Genomic DNA, 18,515 nt, shown 5'->3' with positions numbered 1-18,515 from the left:
CAAAACGATTGCTTTCTTTATTTTTAAGAACTGTTTTTATAAAAAAGATTGATTATTTTAAATATGCTTAGTCCACTAAAGCACCCATTAGTTTAAGTACATCTATTCACAAACTTAAATGGTTTACTAAGAAAATTCAGTTCATTTATTACAAGAGTGCTGCCCCATTTATATATATTAAATTAAAGCATCGTGCTTAAATAATATGATTTTCGTTCTCTATTTACTTTTCGTTCATATATACACTTTTCCAATAAGTGTTTGGTCCATTACTTTTTAAAGTTGCGTTTTTCGGTACCTGTTTAATTATAAGAAATAGATTAAGTAAATCAACTGATGATGCCAATGAGTTTAGTATTATCAAGAATTTTAATGTCGTTGTTAATAGTCCAAATCCATTTAATATTAGTGGCATAATTATTGAAATAATCAAGAAAGGAGCAATTGTAATGAAGATATATCTTGATTTTGAAATTTCTTCTTCCGTTATCACAAAACCCCCTAACAGAGTAAATCCGACATATGTTTTTTCTGATTTAATAAATTTTGGAATGAAAATTAAATGAAATAATTCGTGAAGTATTAAAAGTAAAAATAGCCAAAATATAATACTTAAATTAATCGTTATTGATATTGCATCAGGTGTTAGTCCAAAATCTCTCAAAGAAATACTGGAAACTATATTTATTATAACTATAGAGATGATTGCAGCGACAATCATTAAAGGGACAGATAGCAAAATAGCACTTGTTAAATTCTTAGGTTCTTTCATTGGAATCCATCTATCTTTAATTAATTCTAAATGTAAATTTGGGTTACTTTTTGGCAATTTATTTAGTATTTTCATTTACCCACTCCATTTATTTTTTATTTAGAAGTTCAGAAAGAAAATGACGATTACCTCTATTTATGCAATCACCCCGTTTGATTATTCAACGAACCTACTGCGTTAGTTCAATAAAGAAAAAAAGAGCTGCCTATACGTCCTTGTTACTTAAAGAAGTAAATTAAGATTAATATTTATTAACAAATAAGTGGTAATTATTTTCCCTTTTTAAATATCTCCCTTTTATTTCCCCGACACCTTCTACTACAAGCGAATCAATATTTTCGATGGGTTTATCCTTTAAAATTAAATGTAATTTTTTTATGTCTTGAAGCCTACCTTTAAAATCAGTAATAACATGTTGTTGTATCAGATAGTCTTCATTGTTAATTCTTACCTTAATAAAGTTTTTATGTAAAAGCTTTTCTTCTAGGAAAATAATATTCATTGGGTCAAAAGATTTTGCAGTTATTTCTCCCTCTATACTTAGAAGGATTCCTTTTTGTTCATTAAACTTTTTAAATTCTTTCTTCCTATTTTCTAATGCAAAAATTATTACTTCCTCAGTTTCTGAGCTTATTTCGATTTCTCTGTAATCAATTAGATTACTTTTTATAAAGTTAGCTGAGAGTCGTTTGAAAAAATCATATAATGTTTCCTCTGTTCCAAAAAAATCTTCTTTCCAACCTGGCGATAACTCATCTAGTAATAAACACATAAACAAACCTGAACTATAACAGCTTCTTCTTATATTAGAAGTAGACTCATATTTATTTATTAAGGATTGTCCGTAGTTTTGTAAAACTGAACCATATTCTAGTGAGCTTTTCTCTTCGTAAGCTTTTAATTCCACATACCACGCAGGTCCCTCAACGGATTCAATTAAGTTTTCATATATTAGATAGTCATTAATTATTGCTGCTCTTTTTTCTTTTAGCTCAATGAAAGTATTAAGATATTCTTTCTTCTTAAGCGTATTTTTTTCTAACAACGCATTATATAGATTCATTCTTTCTAGATTTCTTAATTGCACATTTTCATTTGATAAAGGATATGTGACTCCTAGTAATTCATCAGGAAATCTATTTTCCCCCTTAATATATTGATAACCGTGAAATAATTCGTGTACGAGAATAGAAAACAAACTTTCATAGTCCCCATACAATTGAAGATCTACAATTGCTGTTGGATATTCTTCATAGAGGATTAGTGTACAACCATTAAACTGTTCATCTCGTTTTAAAATTTGATATGTATTTTGTTTATTTCCTTTAAATTTAGGATGATTGTATAAATAAACATTACAATTATCATATAAGGCATAAGCAACCATTTCAAAACCTGGCCAATAATTTTCCAAATTTTCTTCTACTAATTCTTGTATTATTCGATTTAAATAGTTCGTCATAGGTATTATTTCCCTCCCTTTAATGCAGTTACCATGATATAAATTCTATAAGAGAAGTTATTTATCCTTCTTTGAAAGGTGCCTTATTGAACTAACTTGTTGCTATAATAAAAAAGCGACTGTTCACGTTGAAACAAACGCTTTAGATTTCCCTTTTAATTGTCTTCATTTTTTCTTACTTATGAACCAAATTAATATCGTTAGAACAAATAGTATGACTGGAGTCAAACCAACATATTTCCAAGCATTATTTGCCCCTAAAAAATAATATGCTATCGGTATGAATGTAATCGTACTAATTAGTAAGAATACCCAGTATTTTTTAATAATACCTACCAATAAAGCTACAATTGAGATAGATAACGAAAGTTGCCATAATAACAACATTTCCCTACCTCCATTTAACTTATTCGTTCTTCTTATCCCGCCTCTTTAGTTGAATTTTCAACAAAGAAGAACGTTAATCCGTCTTGGATCATCGCTCCCGTTTGTTTAATTACAATCCTTCATATATTTCAATAATAAATGTTTATTATGAGTTAAGAGATTATGCTATTCTATTGACTTAACCTTGTATCTCAAAACTGTTTTTAACTTTGCAGGTTCAACTTTTCTAAAATCTGAAAGATATATTTCCCTATGTTGTAATGAAGTTCTTTCAAGATTATTATTTTTTATAAATTCATTCATTAATTCAAAACTTTTAGGCTCGTCATCATATGGACCAATATGAAGCATCTGAACAGATAAACCATCTTGAAATATATCGAACGTTACATCATTTAGGAATGGATGTGGTTTCTTTTTTTCTACGTTTTCAAATGCTCTCTCTACTATTTCAGTTGTTACAAAATCTGGTTGTTTTATCATAATAGTATATAATAATTCATCTTTATTTAATGTATCCAATTCCCTTCCCTTTTCTGTTAAATCCCAAATGCCTTCTAATGGATATACAGTATATTCATAATAACCATCTGGAGTGTATCCTTGCTTCGGCATCATTCTGACCGCATAAGCCAAAGAATAAAGTACACCTATCTTTTCAGCGAATTCGTGCTCATTTGGATTTCCTTTTCCCTTTATCAAAAAAAATTTCTGTTCTGGAATTGTTACAAGTTCAGGTTTTTGTTTTGGGATATATAAATTCTTCTCTTGTTTTCTCCATTCGTATTTCAATAGTTTTTGTTCCCCTCTATATATTATTTTCATTATGTTTGAGTACTACTTCAACGTCCTTCGTTACTAAAAACCCAGATTTTGAACACATCACTTTGTTCTTGTAATTTCCAACCTGATTTATAATAATACTCATTAAAATTGGAATCAGTCGGACATAGTGCAACAATTGGTAAATCATTAATCGTATTTAACATCTTTTTTAACAACCCTTGACCACGATAAACCTCGCTTATCGCAAATTGATACAAAGAAATTTTATTTTGTGTTTTTTTACGGTAAAACCGAAATGCTCCTACTACTTGACCTTCTACTGTTGCCACTATCATTTGCTTTCTTCTTATAGCTGCTTTAATTCCAAGAGGACAAAAAAACTCATCAGAAAAAACTGCACTGTTTTTACGATCTAAATTTACGTTAAAGAAATGCACAACTTCAAAGATATGAGTTGGATTCGCTAAAGCTATTTGCATCTTTCTCCCCCTGTAAATACCGTTTTTTTATAGCATAAGTGATTTATATATATTTCCTATAATTCCTTCCATTTGATGAACACCTAATTCTGCATTCGTCATGATAACCGCACCTTTTTCTAGGTTTGAAAATGCTACCATCATACATTGAAAGCCTACGCCCCAACCGAGTGATGTAATTTTTATTTCTCTTTCAGAGTCTTCAAGAAATACACCTAATCCAGTCCAACTCTTACCTTTTTGAGGTGATATCATTTCTTTTGCTAATCTTTCTGAAATGCTAATTTTACTTTCTCCTTTTAGCGCATTCAGTAGCTCAAGAACTAATCGAGCTAAATCTAAAGAAGTTGTCCATAATCCAGAAGCTGCTGGATAAGGATATATAGGATACTTACCATCTACCAATTCACCGTTTTTATTATGACCGCAAGAAAATTCTTTTTTATCCATCTCTAACATTGTTGTTGTATCTAGATGGCTATTTTTCATTCTTATTGGCTTAAATATTAACTCATTCACTACTTGATAAAATGGCTTCTCAGTAACATCTTCAATTAGTTGCTGAACAATACAAAAACCTGCATCTGAATAGTGAAATTCACTCTCTGGTTCACAATGTACTATAATAGGAGCTTTACAATAAGGCGTTTTCCCCTCTAATAATTCAACCATCGAAGGAATACCTATTTTTGAATTTAGTTCAGAAAAACTACCTTCTGGGTCCTTTATCCCAGATTGATGACTAAGTAAATTTCTCAATGTAACGCTTTTATTTTTAGTGAATTCATTTTCTGGTAATTTCCACGATACAAGTCTAGTATTTATGTCCTCATCTAAGTCAAAAAGTCCTTCCTCTATTAGCTTTATTGCAATCATTCCTGTTAAGAACTTGCTAATGGAACACGAACTAAAAATAGAATTTTCATTTACTTTTCTATCGCTTTCTACCTCTAGTAAACCGTAATTTTCGGTTCCGCTAATTTGACCGTTCTCAAGCAATGCAATACTAATACCTGGGACATTATAATATTTCATTTGTTCTTCGATGTTATAATTTTTTAATTTCATATTGATCCCCCCTACAATAGTTTTATCAATAAAATTGTAACACGAATGTACGTTCTGTTGTATGTATTTGGAAAAAATATTTAATTAACATACTGCTTAAGTGCAATAATAAAAATGTGCTTCCTAAGTAACTCAATGATTTTCCACAATAGCCCCCGTTGAGTTGATTCCTTCATAATCTCTCCTACGCAACAAGTGGACGCGTTCAAGTATATTCTTTATCTTTTTTTATAATGTATGAAATCTTTACCTAATACATAATGCTATCAATAGATTATCAAGAGAAATGTGCTTTCTTAAATAGTTTTCTGCTAACTCTCGTTGCGTTGTTGATTCCGGTAATTCATTAACCTCTATTTAATAAGTAAGTGTTTTTCTCGCAAAAATATTTTATGGTATGATGTTTAGGTCATTTATCTACAATGTGACAAATTTACATTCATCTAAGAGAAGAGGTACTTATGCACTCTACAAAATTATCCAAGCGACATTGGTTGCTCATCTTAACACTTTCTTTATTAACATTTGTTCTAGGGACAAGCGAATTTGTAATTGTCGGAATCTTAACCGATATTTCCTCGAGCCTTCTTATAACAAATGCAAAAGCAGGCACACTCGTATCTGCGTTTGCAATTACGTTTGCCATCGCCACACCACTAGTGATGTCAGCAACAAGTCATTTTCCAAAGCGTAAATGGATGTTGTTTTTGATAGGATCTTTCATCGTCCTGAATGCTTTGTGTGTATTCTCGACGAGCTACTTCACTCTCCTTGTACTTCGAATTATGACAGCGATTGTAACAGGAGTATTAATCTCTCTAGCCATGATTGTTGCAAGTGAAACCATGCCGGTTAAAAAACGAGGACTTGCTATATCATTCGTTTTCGGCGGTTTCACACTTGCAAATGTCGTTGGAGTGCCAATTGGTATTGTCATCGCCGAATCGTACGGTTGGAATGCCACTTTCATGTTAACTACTTTCCTAGGAGGATTGGCTTTTCTAGCATCCTTTTTTGTCCTGCCTAATAGACTCAGCCAAATACGCAGTTCTATACGGGATCAGTTTTCTTTAATGACAAATCCAAGAATTTTGATGGCTTTCTTCATTCCTGCTCTCGGATTTGGCGCAACTTATGCCGTCTTTACGTACCTTGTTCCTATCTTGAAGGGAATGGAAGTACCAAATCATTCAATTAGTTTAGTCTTATTTGGGTACGGATTTATCTCGATTTTCAGCAATATCCTTGCCGGTAAAATTGCTAGCCACAATGCCATTGGTCGCCTTCGGTTTGTTTTTCTTGTGCAGGCAGTTGTTCTGACAAGTTTATTTTGGACTACAAATCATTTTATTTTAGGACTGGTAAACATTGGATTGATGTCGTTAATGGCCATCCTCTTAACAACATCTACTCAGCTTTATTTAATAGACCTCGCAGGAATTTATCAGCCAAAAGCAACAGGACTCGCTGCTTCACTTATGCCAGTGGCAAGCAACGTAGGAATTGCCTTTGGTTCCGCATTAGGCGGAATTGTATACCATCAAGGGAATTTAATGAATGTTACTTGGGTCGGTGGGATAGTTGCAGTCTGTGCAAGTCTCTTAACTTTCCTTAGTCACCTTTTAGATCAAAAACAAAAGAAAACAGCTTAAAATGAAAGCAACAAACGCTTGACATGCTTCCTATGGTATCTCCAAAAGAACCAAAATCTTCCCATGCCATAATTAATGATATTACAGTAATTCTTTTATATAAAACTGAAAAAAAGAAGTATCAAAGACGTTTAGTTGTTCTTTGATACTTCTTTAACAAATACCCATTACTATGATTCGATTTCGCTTTTATATTAACAGTAACTATTCTATACAATTTTAACTAATATTCTTTATTACTTTGCAAAATTAGATTAAAAAACACCTTATTTAACTAACCTGCCCCTTTTGTTGAATATAAAAAGAGCTGTATGAACAGCTCAATGATCTTCTACTAAACTAGTATATTTAGTTAAAATCCCCCTCTATTCCTTCAATATCATTTTGTATTTCATATAATCTCTCTACCAATTGCAAGTCTCGGCGAATAGATGAGTATACTGACATCCTATCCGCTAACAAATTACTACTTTTGTTTTTTTGTCTGAATATATTTATAGTTCTTTCTTACATTTTACAATTATAAATTTTACTGGAGGTTTAATTTTCATGTTTTTATTTGGTTCATCAATTTCTGAAAACTCTACTAGTCCATATTTTTCAAATTCTTGTTTTATGGAATCAGAATCATAAAAAAACATTTTTACGCCTTCCATTATCTCGAAATAGTCTTTATCCAATTGCTTGCCCTTTCCAAACATTGGGGCTTTTTTTGAAACAGTTGTAAAAATCATATATCCATTTGGCTTTAACTGATTATAGCAATCTTTAATAAACTTATCTCTCTCACGATTATTCAATAAGTGAAGAAGTGCATGGCAAAATATACCGTCATAACGTTTTTTATCAAAAGGCATGTCAATTACTGAACCATGAAAAATACTAATATCAAGTCCGTTTTTCCTCGCCAAATCAATTGCAGTTTTTGAAATCTCAATACCTGTTACATTAATTCCATTGTCAATAAAAACCTTTGCATTTCTTCCATATCCAATACCTGGTACCAGTATGTCCTTAACATTCCTTTCAAGGAAAAAGTCCTTTGTCACGATTGCAGAGTCTGTAGGTTCAAATCCCCACATCGTTTGTTTTTCTATAAAACTTGATTCCCAAAATCCCGTCATATCTCTATCTCCTTTATGTTTTATTTTAATTGGGATGCAATTTTGCTTGACGCTCATGTTAATTTCAAGTAATGTCTATATGCCTAAACTCCAATAAATGAGGATTCCCCCAATCCAGTTCTTTTATATTAAAATAGGGCAACTAATACATAGTCTTTTTAATTCAAACAAGTATATTACAGATTCTTTATATCTGCAATTAATATAAATCGATCTCTTAAGTAAAAAAAATATAGCTAGCTATTTTGAAGCTCTTGATAGCTGAATACTACGCTTAATCTGAGACTGTAAATTCTTCATCCTCAATGGGAATTATCAACTTTCAACTGTCCGAGGTCCTTTGTTATGGCTTGTCTATCTTGTAAGTAGCTGTAAATAAAAATTTGCAAATCGTTAGGTTTTTGATGTTTTATTGTTAACTATATAGTTCGGTTAAAATTGACAGAGTTAGATGTTGATTTTTAAGTGATAGACTGCCTCCCTTCTTGTTGTTTTGATGAAAATAAAAAATACCCTCCAAGAATATCTTTGGAGAGCATCCTAATCTGAGTAAACTCTAAAATCGATAAGGAAATTGCATGATAATAGCTTTTGAAATCATATCTGACATTTCCAATGCTTCTGCTACGATTTTATCAAAAACTTCAATATTTAATTTATAGTTTTTCTGAATCATAGTAACTGCTTCATTTTTAGTTAAGGCTAAATGTGAATAAAACATTTTTCGTAATTCTTCTTTATTTATATATGGATTTATACTACTTAAAAAAGATGTGATCTCATCTGCATTACGATACCATTCTTTCTCTTTAGCATCTACTGTTTTTGTATCACCTTTTACAGCAGCAGTAACTAATTGTGCGGCTATTACTAAATGTTCTTTCATTAGCTCAGTATAATGATCTGCGATTTTGTCACCATAATAAGGACGGAGGCAATTCCCTAAATCGGTAGCATTTTGTAAAAGTCGATCTTGTACAAATGGTAAATCTGGCAAACCAAAAACAATGCTTATAATAGTCATCCTGGTCCAGTTGACATGCTCCATCCAAAGTAACCGATTCATACTTATATAATCAGCTGCTGCTTTACTGATGCAACGAGAGGCATTATAGTTTGAATTTTGGTTCAAAAAATGTCTAAGGGATGCGGTATATTGTGAGTATGGAGGGTTATAATTCGCTATTCCAGGATACGAGTAGAACCCATTTGAATAAGGGTACACTGTACATTCACTCCTTTAATTTATGGAACCCTAAATTAGGTTCTTTCATTAGGATACTCAGAAACAACAAAAAATGTGAAATGACTGTACAACGTAACCATTCATCATTATCTAGTGATTCAAGACAGATGATATTAAATCAAACTTTTATTAACACTCTCCTAAAAGCCTATCAAATCGGATAAAATTAAAAAAATTCAACTCTTATTATCTAGGAAAATGTAACATAAACTAGTGCCAAATAACTTCACCCTATTTTATCATGCCAAAATAGTTGTTGACACCTAGCAAACTTTTATATACAATTTTCATAATTTGATACGCAAACTCACACGAATTCGTGAGTGGCGGAATTTTGTAGAGTTTTAACTCTGTTTCATTCGCCCGTCGTCTATAAATAGACGACGGGATTTTTTATTTTTTGGAGGGATTTTTTGAATAAATTGAAGTTTTCTTTAGTGGTTTTATTAGGTGCCTGTAGCTATGGAGTCCTATCTTCCATTCTTAAAATTGGATTTTTAAATGGATTTTCTTTTCCTGAACTTTTAGGTGGACAATATGTATTTGGCTGGTTTGGACTATTATTACTTGTTATTACCTTTTCTCGTTACAAAGTATCCTCAAAAAATATATTATCGTTGTTAGCAGTTGGGACAACAATGAGTTTAACAAGTATTTTTTACGGGCTTTCTGTAAAAGAACTACCTGCATCCATTGCTATTGTGTTGTTATTTCAATTCACATGGATGGGCGTTCTAATTGAAGCAATTGCTAATAAAACTTTTCCAAGTCGTGAAAAGGTATTGTCCATTCTCATCTTATTTGTAGGAACGGTGTTTGCTGGGGGGGTATTTGATGGTTTAGGACAACAATTATCTATAAAAGGAATCATCTTTGGTTTACTAGCAGCTATAACTTTTTCCTTATATATATTTGCAAGTGGACGTGTTTCTACAGAAGTTCCAATCTATTCAAAAAGCTTTCTTATGACAACGAGTGCAACACTCTTTGTGTGCTTAGTATTTCCTCCGACATACTTGATTGATGGTACACTGCAGGCTGGATTATGGAAATATGCATTAATCCTTGGTTTCTTTGGTGTTGTTATACCAGTCATTTGTTTTTCCATTGGTGTACCAAAAGTAGGGACAGGCCTTGGAACAATTTTAGGAGCTGTCGAACTACCAACAGCAGTTATTGCTTCTATTACACTTGTTCATGAAGTCGTATCGCCTTTACAATGGATTGGAATCATTTGTATTTTATCCGGAATTTTCATACCTCAAATGTTACAAGTACAAAAAGAGAAGAAACAAATCCGTTTTCGTGAAGAAACTACAGAACTTTAGGTAGGTATCTATAAAGTTATACAAACTAAAATCAACTTTTGATTTTTTCAAAAAAGAATCCATTTTGATCAAACCTTTTCAAAATGGATTCTTTTTATTTGATGTAAAATATATTAAACAATAGTTATCATGATTTCAGTTTCTCTACAGAAACAATCAAACATAAAGCCTCATATGTATTCCCCGAAAATTCTCTGGGCACTGTACCAGTTCAATCAAATCATCCGTATTGTTGGTAAGACCAACCATTTTCAGATAGCCCTTCTAATCCATTAACGAACTAATTCAAAATAATAAACTCAAAGAATAGATTATAGGACAAATGCATTTTATGTATTTTACTCTTCCTTTATAAAACTTCAAATTCCATTTTCCTCATACGTTCTTTTCTAAATATCGCTTTGGCATCTTTATAATTAACAGGTACAATAGGACGCATTATCGCACTTAACTTAATATTCGATTCTATAACATCAACACCCGTATATTCTAACAATCTATAAAAGTATCTATTTTGGTTTATAGTTACAGGTAATATATTCCCTAACTTAAAATCGTATATACGCGGATCATTAAACTCACACTGAATACTTACTTCTATTTCATCTCTAGCCCTAGTTTTTTTAAACTCTGTATCGTGTGGTATAAATTGATTTTTACTTAGATCTTGAACTATATAAACTATCTCTATCATTTTTTCTTGCGTAATCTCAAAACACTCAATACCTATAATCAAATAGTATTTCTCGTCGATTTCACTTACTTCACCAATTTTCTTTGTACTCTCAAAAGGATAAAAACTAACTTTCATTTTTCTGATTACACCTAAATCTATATCAAGCAATATTCCCACCTCACTAATGATTATTTATTTATGATAAGCTTGTTTTTTTATTTTAATAACATATGTAAATATTATTTAGTCATCAGATTTTGTATTATAAAGAAATGTTTCGCAATCAAATTTATCACCCTCTCTTCAATTACCTATACCCGTTATCTTCTTTCTCGAATCATCTGAGAGCGTTTTAAATTTATAAAATTACTCGGACTTAATTTTAAAACGTATTTTAATTATCAATATACACTCGAAAAAAGTATCTATTCTGATAATTTTATCTAATAAAAGTAAATTAGTATATACAAATATTGTAAAGACATAAAAAATCTTTAACAACTCCAATATAAAGAGAGGAATTGATCTTCTTTCAACAATTCTTCATTTGGGTAAAGTACTTATTCGTATTTATTCCCTTTTAACAGATCTTCGTAGAATCCAACCTTACAAATCAAAACGTCCATGTTTTTTTCAAAGCTTTCATCTCCAATTCCACTAGACATCTATGACTTTCATGGAAATCCATCCTTTCAGATATAATTATTCCAACAATATTAGTAAAGGAAAAGCTGAGATAAATGTATATAAAATACTAGTATCTCAGCCTCCATTCTCTTATTTAAAATTCATTTTTTCTACCCTCTGCTTCTGCTTCAGCTTTGTCTTGCATTTCCTTTTTCTTGACATATAGTTCTTGTTTACGACGTTGGTTTTTTTCTTGTAGATTTACTAATTCTTCTTCACCAGCAAATTCCATACTGATTTCAGCTTCACGAATATTTTTTTCCGTATTTTCAATCATGCTCTGTACTCTTGCCGCACTGTTTGATTTGTCATTAGACTTTGGGACATTTTGATCTGCCATTAATTGACCTCCTCATTCATTTAATTATTACTGTATTAGTTTGTTTTTCTTTGTACACTTTATACTGTAATAAAAAAAGAAAGCCCGCCTTTGATAGACCTATAAAAACTCCAGACGTGCAAAATTCTATATTAATGGAAAAAAGCCGCTATCGAAACTTCCATAGATAGCGGTTTTTTCATACCATTTCTTTTTACGAAACTGTTCCCAGCAGGCCTTCTTCTCTTTAATTTCATTGGAATATTTTACATTTTGAATCCGATGAAATTTTACAACTTACACCTAACATCGTTCTAATTCATAAGATAAGATACACACTTTTAGTTAGGAGGAATCCAATTGTATTACAGTCCTTACCCATATGTTCTCTATGCAAATCAGTATCCACAGTGGGTCATGGCAAATCATTCTTCATCTACTCAAATCCCTAGACAATTAGCAATGCCAACAAACACCAGCCCATTTCCCCCTGTAAATACACATAAGTTTAAGACTTCAGCAAAAGAGATACAAAACATTATGCAACAAGCTCATCTGCTTGTAGATAAGATATCAGTTTCAGAGAAATTTGCACATGATCTAATAAACGCTGCACAACTTTCAAATAAAACTGAAGTCGACAGATTAATCTCTTCAACAGGAATTACCATTACATTCGATACTAAATATACACCAGACAGTATTCGAATTAATTTGACTGAGAATGGTTGTTGCGGGCTAACGGTCATTTTAAATTGGTGATTTAAGAATTTACAAACCTAAGACCTCTTTTATTATTGTCTTAGAATATCAGCATTTCGTATATTCGCTACTTGAAAGAACGCATGAAATTGAATCTGTATACGGTCATAAAGCAGGAATAGCAAACATATTTAGATAGACTGTATCGTTTGTTTCAGTCCATGCAACTGTTGCAATTCGTTCACTTTCAACCTCTAGCTGAAGTAGTCCCCTAAATAACATGTTTCCTTCAATTTGCTGAACATAATCAAGATAAAATCGGTTATTCTTGATTCATTCTATGAACAACCAATGTGGCTCTTGCCACATTAAAAGTTATGGACAAACCCATTTTAAGTATACGAGCTTTATTACAAAGATGACATCAAATTTCAATTTTTCTGTTATTTATCGATTGTTTCTTTAAATGATTTTCTCTGTGCTTTTATTTTATTAATTTCAACTTTGATATTGATCGAATCTTCATTTAACTCAACTTTCCCGTTCTTCTGTAACTTTTTCCATTCCTTTATATTTTTACGATATAAGTACTCTGATAATCGATAGATGTCTACATCATTTTCTAATCCCTCTTCATAAGTATCTTTAACTTCTTTTTTAACTCCCTTTATTACCGCCTTTTTAATTTCATCGATTGATACTTTGTCCTTAAACTCACTAATATTAAAATTCAATTTTATACGAACATTAAACTTCACTTTATCTTTAATAATTGGTTTCACTGTTACTTTTACTTTGTCTACTACAACTGTGAAGTGTAGTTCTTCGTTTGAACCTACGTTGGCCGTAACTTCCCCCCTCTTAGTATCATTTGTCATCCATTGTAATCCTCGTGACTTTTCAGCTGGTATAAAACCTTTAAACTCTTTAGGAGAGAGTATTCCAACTCCCAATAAATCAGCTTCGTTTTTGGTTTCTTTTTCTGTTTCCCAGTCTTTGATAGTAACGAAGGGTATACCTATTTCATGATTTGGTTCATTTAGTCCGATTATCAATGTTCGAAAATTAATAGGTTTAATAAAGGATTCTTGTTCATATGAGTTTTCAGGATTTCCTAATTTTGATAAAATTATCGATTTGTTAATATTTGGAGTAGTTAAAAGTATATCGTTCACTGGATCCTTAGTACCGTAAACCCATATTTGATATCTCGTTTCTCTATATCGAATAAAAGCGTCAATAATTTGATTAGATCTTCCGTTTTTTAATACTTCTTCAGATAATATAACATATGAAAAAAAACCCCAAAAAACCTGTTCATCCATTGAATGATATAAATTAAAAACCGCTTCATTAATGGTTTTACCTGAAGCATGCCCTACTTCAGCCTGTGGAACATTAGTGACTGGTTGTTCATTTTTCGCAGTATTAGTGAAATCAACTATTTGGGCATATACCTCATACTTCCCGTCCTTATAATCCAAGCCCATACCATGAATATATAACATTCTCTCTGGTGCGTTTACATCCCAACAACCTGTGAGGAGAGTCGTAAGCATAATAACTAATATTAATATTCCTTTATTCATTTGCGGCTTCTTTTGGACGTAATTTTTCTTGAGGGACTAACATAGCTGAACGTCTATAATAGAATTTTACTCTACTCGATATATCATCAATGAAGCTATTCATTGGTCTTTTTAAATTGAGTGTAAACCAAAGAAAATAAGCATCTTCAGACTTCGAAAATGACTGTCTCAAGTCATTAAAATCTATTGAATCTTTGGCATGCTCCATCCCACTCACTACTTTCTGCATTATTATTTTCCTGCAATAAAGAATTGTTCATTATTTGTTAGTTATCACCAACAACAAGGAATATTATAAGTAGGAAATTATAATGTTTCATTTGCTGATTTTTTTTACTACTAATTGTATCCTGGTAGATCAATTAAAAATCTTCGTAAAATAGAAAAAACCTTCAAGTTATTAACTTTGAAGGTTTTCTATATCTATATTAATAATTCTTTCGGTTACTATGTTATCCATAAATCGAAAATAGTTAGTAAATGTACATCAATTTTTTTCACTTCAATGTTCAGGAATTGATATTCGTATTTTATATCTTCTGTTTTACTAACATGAACGTTTCTACTAGTAATACTAGAAGTAGTGAGATACCGAATAGTGGCATAGCAATTCCCAGCAAAATCATGATGATTATAAATCCAATAGAAGTACCTTTTGATGTACTAGGTGGTGCAGAAAATTCACCTTTCTTTTTACGAGAAAGCCAAGTTTTAATACCCCAAAAAATAACGAAAACAAAGGCAAGACATACAATCAAATTGATAATCTTATTTGGCCATCCAAATAAATGTCCTTCATGTAAAGGAATTCCCCAAGTAAACCACTTAGCTAAGATACCATAGTCTTCATAGCCCGCTTTAGAAATTAACTTCCCGCTATATTGATCAAAATATGATGTCATTTCATCGTATGGACTAACATCTAATCCAGTTACACCAGTGTTACTACTTTTAGCAACAGTATATACCCCCTCTTCATCAGAAGGGTAAATAATAGAATATGGCTTAGAAATATTGGCATCTTCTACTTTTAGCATCAGTTGATGGACATTTAGCATATTTTCATTATCAGACATATCCATACCAGACATATTCATACCTTTGTGAAGTGCATGTGGATCATCATTAGAAGAAGCCGGTGCTGCATTTTTTCGAGTAGCCCAAGGTATTTCACTCATATCAGAAGTAGGTGGGTTTACTTGTTTTTCTGGATTACCAATAGATGGGTGCTCTTGTGAGGCTATATAAATGAAATTCCCCATAAAAGCCGACCAAGGTAATCCAGTAAGGATGATAACAAGCATCGGAATAGTAATAATTGTTCCTACAAGTGCATGCCATTTCTTATTTTTTTGACGAGTGGAAGCATTTTGTTTTTTCTTCAATACCTTCCCTTTAAAAGTCATGTATACACCTGTAATTAGTAGGAATATAGCCCAACAAGCAGCTAATTCAACAAGATAATTGACAACTGTTCCTCCAACAAATAATGAACTATGAACATTTCGCATGATATTTGCAAATGTATATTTCGCATTTTGGGTTCCTACGATTTGATTGTGTTCATCTAAGAAAACATATTTTTCATCGCCTTCTTTATTTCCCATCGTTAAACGTGTATTATATGGGTCGTCAAGAACTATGATTTTAGATACTGAATATCCTTCATTTTGTTCTTTAGCTTTAGCTATTCCCTCATCAATCGTTAACTGTTCAGAATATGTACTATCACCAAAGAAGTAATCATCATATACATTATTTTCAACATTCGTATAGAACAAAAAGCCAATTCCACTAAGTGTTAAAGTAAGTAGTAGTGGTGTAATAAATAACGCAGCATAAAAATGCCATCGCCAAAAGCGATTATATAAACCCTTATTCATTTCTTTCCTCCTAGAAATAATCCCTTTTTATAGAACAATTCTATTCTATAAAAAAAAAGTGAAATTTGAATGAAGTTATTCAACTTTTTTTATTTATTGTCTCTAGTAATTTATGGATAATATTTCAATAGTCTTGACAAAAATAGTTTGTGAATCAAGGCTAGAAAAATTACTAACTACTCTCTAATCATCTTTCAGGTTATTTTTCATATACTTGGCTGCTTTTAGTACGTAACTTTAAGTCTGATCGATTTTAAGCGTAAAAAATATTATACTAACTATAAGTATGTCCATTTTTGGACGATCGCTCATCTTCATAAACTTATCATCTTAGAGGAGAAAAGTTGGACCGGCCCTTTTAAATCGACCAATTAGCAAACATATTTCAACTCAAAAAATAAAATAATGAATACCTAGCTGTCTAAATGTCACTGATAGAAAGGAAAATAAACGAATAATACAGTAACAGGCAGTGACACACAAATAGCAATACCCTGATAATATTACGGAACTCATGATGGTTCTACAAGTATCATTGGATAAAAACAAAAAAAGCGATCCACTCTCAAATTGAGTAGAATGCCTTTTTTTTCTTATTTTCTCTGAAATCGTATTTTTAATATTACTAACAAATTTGATAAAACAATAAGAATTAGCCTATAGAAAAAACAAAACTAACTTCTCTTTGATAAGTTCTATTTGTTTAAGTTCATAAACGTATTTTTTTAGACCTAATTCATTAACTAGTATTTTAAAAAATGACTCTGAATTAGATAAAATCATGTTTAATAATAAATCTGTACTTACGAGTAATTCCTGATTATCAATTGAAATTTTCGTTTTACCATTTGTATTTTTTTCTAAACGAACCTCTATTGGCTGACTTGGATAATAAAAATTAGCTACTTCTTCATCCAAGAATTCTTCTATTGCATTCACATAATAAGCATATAGAGTAGCTAAATCATCAAAAATTGGGATTCCCCCAATTTCTTTATATCCTACTTTAAAAATTATCCCCCCTCTAGATTTAACATGCCAGCTTCTACATATTTCTTTTTATTTTTTTTAACAACTTCCACCATAAATTCATTGTTAACTCCGCCTATGTAAGATAATGGACTATTTGTTAAATCACCTAAATCAAAAACTTCTTTTTTTAAGAAAAAATTTCTAATCTCCATTTTTCTACCTACCTAACTCCATTATTTTGGATAAAGTTGTTTAACATGTCCTTTAGGTAATTCCAAGAACATATTTAACTCCTCCTACACTTCCTTCAACTTGGAATGTAGAATTTGTTCCTTTTTTCGCTAAAGTTTTCGAGTTATCTTTAGCAATCGTCATAGCAATATTTTTAACTTCGGTTACTGATAGATTGGGATTATAAAATGTTTGTGATTTCTTAACAGTCCCATTCCAATACTTTGGATGATGTCTTTCCAACATATGTTTCATATCAGTTTTTGTTAATTTAAATGAGTGACTTCCTGTTTTATACGTTGCAGTTTTAAAAGATGATAAAGCATTAGTCACTTTAGATTTAGGTGCTATTTTAAATACTTTAGAACCCCATTTAATTACATACTTACCGCCACTAATAACAAGTCTTGCAACAGTTCCCCAAATAAAGGGTTGAACTGTATTATGCTCTGCCAATTCGATAGGAATCGAATCCCAATCAATATCATGAACACCATCAGCATTTTCTATAAATGTAATATTTTCCTGATTAATCTCTTCAAGAGTTGAAAACAATTCAGGATTTTCATCATAAGAAACAGCATTATTTTCTTCTTCAATATCTACCTAAAGAACTTCTTCTTTATTCGCTCCATTTACTACTGGTTTCTCTATTGTTTTTGCTTCCATACCAAATGTTATTGATGGTACAAAAAGCGAAAATAATAAAGAGAATGAAGTAACAATATTAATTAATTTAAGCTTCATTTTATTCACTCCAACTATTATTTATATTAATATAATAATATTTATAATAAAAAATGAAAATTAAACCATTAATGTATATGATGTTTTAGACGCTATTAATATAATTTCTGATATTAAAGAGTTAGAATTCCATTCATATATTATGCCTCGTCTTGACCATTCCTGGTATTAATTTAATCGACAGTGTTATACGTAAAAGTATCAGCTATTACATGTGAATACGATTCAATTGGAGTAAAAACCATTTTTTAGTACGAAAAAAGCCATTCATCTAAGTTAAGGCTTGATAAATGGCAGTTAATTTTTAAATGCGATTCAATATATCTTATTTCCTAATAAATATTGTTTTTTTGGATGTCTCTTAATTAAGTGAAGCTCAACTAAATCACTTGATATCTTTTAACT

Annotated in this window: 20 protein-coding genes; 3 read left to right on the top strand and 17 right to left on the bottom strand. The window is 31.2% G+C overall.

All coding sequences use genetic code 11. The annotated features are described in order from the left end of the window. Nucleotides 1-223: 223 nt before the first annotated feature. The 6 genes from MKY02_RS09390 to MKY02_RS09365 form a co-directional block, all read right to left on the bottom strand. Complete coding sequence (locus MKY02_RS09390) at nucleotides 224-847, bottom strand: DUF3267 domain-containing protein (protein ID WP_340711036.1); 624 nt, start codon at nucleotides 845-847, stop codon at nucleotides 224-226. A 166-nt stretch (nucleotides 848-1,013) separates the two neighbouring features. Continuing rightward, nucleotides 1,014-2,234 carry a hypothetical protein gene (locus MKY02_RS09385; protein ID WP_038182620.1) on the bottom strand — a complete coding sequence of 407 codons (1,221 nt, stop codon included), beginning with the start codon at nucleotides 2,232-2,234 and terminating at the stop codon, nucleotides 1,014-1,016. A 165-nt stretch (nucleotides 2,235-2,399) separates the two neighbouring features. Further along, entirely contained in the window at nucleotides 2,400-2,621 is a 222-nt protein-coding gene (locus MKY02_RS09380; RefSeq protein ID WP_038182623.1) for a hypothetical protein, read from the bottom strand. A gap of 165 nt (nucleotides 2,622-2,786) precedes the next feature. Next, entirely contained in the window at nucleotides 2,787-3,413 is a 627-nt protein-coding gene (locus MKY02_RS09375) for a GyrI-like domain-containing protein (RefSeq protein ID WP_340711033.1), read from the bottom strand. Between the two features lie 50 nt (nucleotides 3,414-3,463). Next, a complete protein-coding gene (locus MKY02_RS09370) occupies nucleotides 3,464-3,886 on the bottom strand; it encodes a GNAT family N-acetyltransferase (protein ID WP_038182627.1) in 423 nt (140 codons plus the stop codon). A gap of 27 nt (nucleotides 3,887-3,913) precedes the next feature. Beyond that, nucleotides 3,914-4,954: a serine hydrolase domain-containing protein gene (locus MKY02_RS09365; protein WP_076035023.1), complete on the bottom strand. Its 1,041-nt coding sequence runs from the start codon at nucleotides 4,952-4,954 to the stop codon at nucleotides 3,914-3,916. 461 nt (nucleotides 4,955-5,415) lie between these two features. Here MKY02_RS09365 and MKY02_RS09360 point away from each other — a divergent pair, with 461 nt between their 5' ends. Then, a complete protein-coding gene (locus tag MKY02_RS09360) occupies nucleotides 5,416-6,606 on the top strand; it encodes an MFS transporter (protein WP_340711031.1) in 1,191 nt (396 codons plus the stop codon). Between the two features lie 494 nt (nucleotides 6,607-7,100). Here MKY02_RS09360 and MKY02_RS09355 read toward each other — a convergent pair whose 3' ends face one another. Beyond that, nucleotides 7,101-7,730 (bottom strand): class I SAM-dependent methyltransferase, encoded by a 630-nt coding sequence (locus tag MKY02_RS09355; RefSeq protein WP_340711029.1) that lies wholly within the window; start codon nucleotides 7,728-7,730, stop codon nucleotides 7,101-7,103. 556 nt (nucleotides 7,731-8,286) lie between these two features. Continuing rightward, nucleotides 8,287-8,955 (bottom strand): hypothetical protein, encoded by a 669-nt coding sequence (locus MKY02_RS09350; RefSeq protein ID WP_076035021.1) that lies wholly within the window; start codon nucleotides 8,953-8,955, stop codon nucleotides 8,287-8,289. Between the two features lie 434 nt (nucleotides 8,956-9,389). On the opposite strand from MKY02_RS09350, the gene MKY02_RS09345 reads away from it, so the two are divergent. Continuing rightward, complete coding sequence (locus tag MKY02_RS09345) at nucleotides 9,390-10,304, top strand: EamA family transporter (protein WP_038182639.1); 915 nt, start codon at nucleotides 9,390-9,392, stop codon at nucleotides 10,302-10,304. Between the two features lie 349 nt (nucleotides 10,305-10,653). On the opposite strand, the gene MKY02_RS09340 is transcribed toward MKY02_RS09345, so the two are convergent. Beyond that, nucleotides 10,654-11,148 (bottom strand): hypothetical protein, encoded by a 495-nt coding sequence (locus MKY02_RS09340; RefSeq protein ID WP_038182642.1) that lies wholly within the window; start codon nucleotides 11,146-11,148, stop codon nucleotides 10,654-10,656. Nucleotides 11,149-11,761: 613 nt separating this feature from the next. Further along, complete coding sequence (locus MKY02_RS09335; RefSeq protein ID WP_038182645.1) at nucleotides 11,762-12,007, bottom strand: hypothetical protein; 246 nt, start codon at nucleotides 12,005-12,007, stop codon at nucleotides 11,762-11,764. Between the two features lie 339 nt (nucleotides 12,008-12,346). On the opposite strand from MKY02_RS09335, the gene MKY02_RS09330 reads away from it, so the two are divergent. Beyond that, on the top strand, nucleotides 12,347-12,748 hold the full coding sequence (locus MKY02_RS09330) for a hypothetical protein (RefSeq protein WP_076035020.1): 402 nt from the start codon (nucleotides 12,347-12,349) through the stop codon (nucleotides 12,746-12,748). Between the two features lie 383 nt (nucleotides 12,749-13,131). Here MKY02_RS09330 and MKY02_RS09325 read toward each other — a convergent pair whose 3' ends face one another. From MKY02_RS09325 to MKY02_RS09295, 7 genes are all read right to left on the bottom strand, one after another. Continuing rightward, nucleotides 13,132-14,277, bottom strand: coding sequence for a Ger(x)C family spore germination protein (locus tag MKY02_RS09325; protein ID WP_038182648.1), 1,146 nt, complete (start codon nucleotides 14,275-14,277; stop codon nucleotides 13,132-13,134). Continuing rightward, the gene (locus MKY02_RS09320; RefSeq protein ID WP_038182651.1) at nucleotides 14,270-14,506 is read right to left on the bottom strand and encodes a hypothetical protein; all 237 of its coding nucleotides are present in this window, start codon (nucleotides 14,504-14,506) and stop codon (nucleotides 14,270-14,272) included. The genes MKY02_RS09325 and MKY02_RS09320 overlap by 8 nt, the downstream gene beginning before the upstream one ends. 301 nt (nucleotides 14,507-14,807) lie before the next feature. Beyond that, nucleotides 14,808-16,160: a PepSY-associated TM helix domain-containing protein gene (locus MKY02_RS09315; RefSeq protein ID WP_038182654.1), complete on the bottom strand. Its 1,353-nt coding sequence runs from the start codon at nucleotides 16,158-16,160 to the stop codon at nucleotides 14,808-14,810. Nucleotides 16,161-16,817: 657 nt separating this feature from the next. Beyond that, the gene (locus MKY02_RS09310) at nucleotides 16,818-17,078 is read right to left on the bottom strand and encodes a hypothetical protein (protein WP_340711027.1); all 261 of its coding nucleotides are present in this window, start codon (nucleotides 17,076-17,078) and stop codon (nucleotides 16,818-16,820) included. A gap of 95 nt (nucleotides 17,079-17,173) precedes the next feature. Continuing rightward, the gene (locus MKY02_RS09305) at nucleotides 17,174-17,344 is read right to left on the bottom strand and encodes a hypothetical protein (RefSeq protein ID WP_168171831.1); all 171 of its coding nucleotides are present in this window, start codon (nucleotides 17,342-17,344) and stop codon (nucleotides 17,174-17,176) included. 52 nt (nucleotides 17,345-17,396) lie between these two features. Further along, nucleotides 17,397-17,918 carry a hypothetical protein gene (locus tag MKY02_RS09300; RefSeq protein WP_340711026.1) on the bottom strand — a complete coding sequence of 174 codons (522 nt, stop codon included), beginning with the start codon at nucleotides 17,916-17,918 and terminating at the stop codon, nucleotides 17,397-17,399. A 51-nt stretch (nucleotides 17,919-17,969) separates the two neighbouring features. Further along, the gene (locus tag MKY02_RS09295) at nucleotides 17,970-18,110 is read right to left on the bottom strand and encodes a hypothetical protein (protein ID WP_340711025.1); all 141 of its coding nucleotides are present in this window, start codon (nucleotides 18,108-18,110) and stop codon (nucleotides 17,970-17,972) included. Nucleotides 18,111-18,515: the final 405 nt, after the last annotated feature.

The sequence above is a fragment of the Viridibacillus sp. FSL R5-0888 genome (assembly GCF_038009105.1).
Lineage (GTDB): Bacteria > Bacillota > Bacilli > Bacillales_A > Planococcaceae > Viridibacillus > Viridibacillus arenosi.
This window is presented reverse-complemented; position numbering and strand designations above follow the sequence as displayed.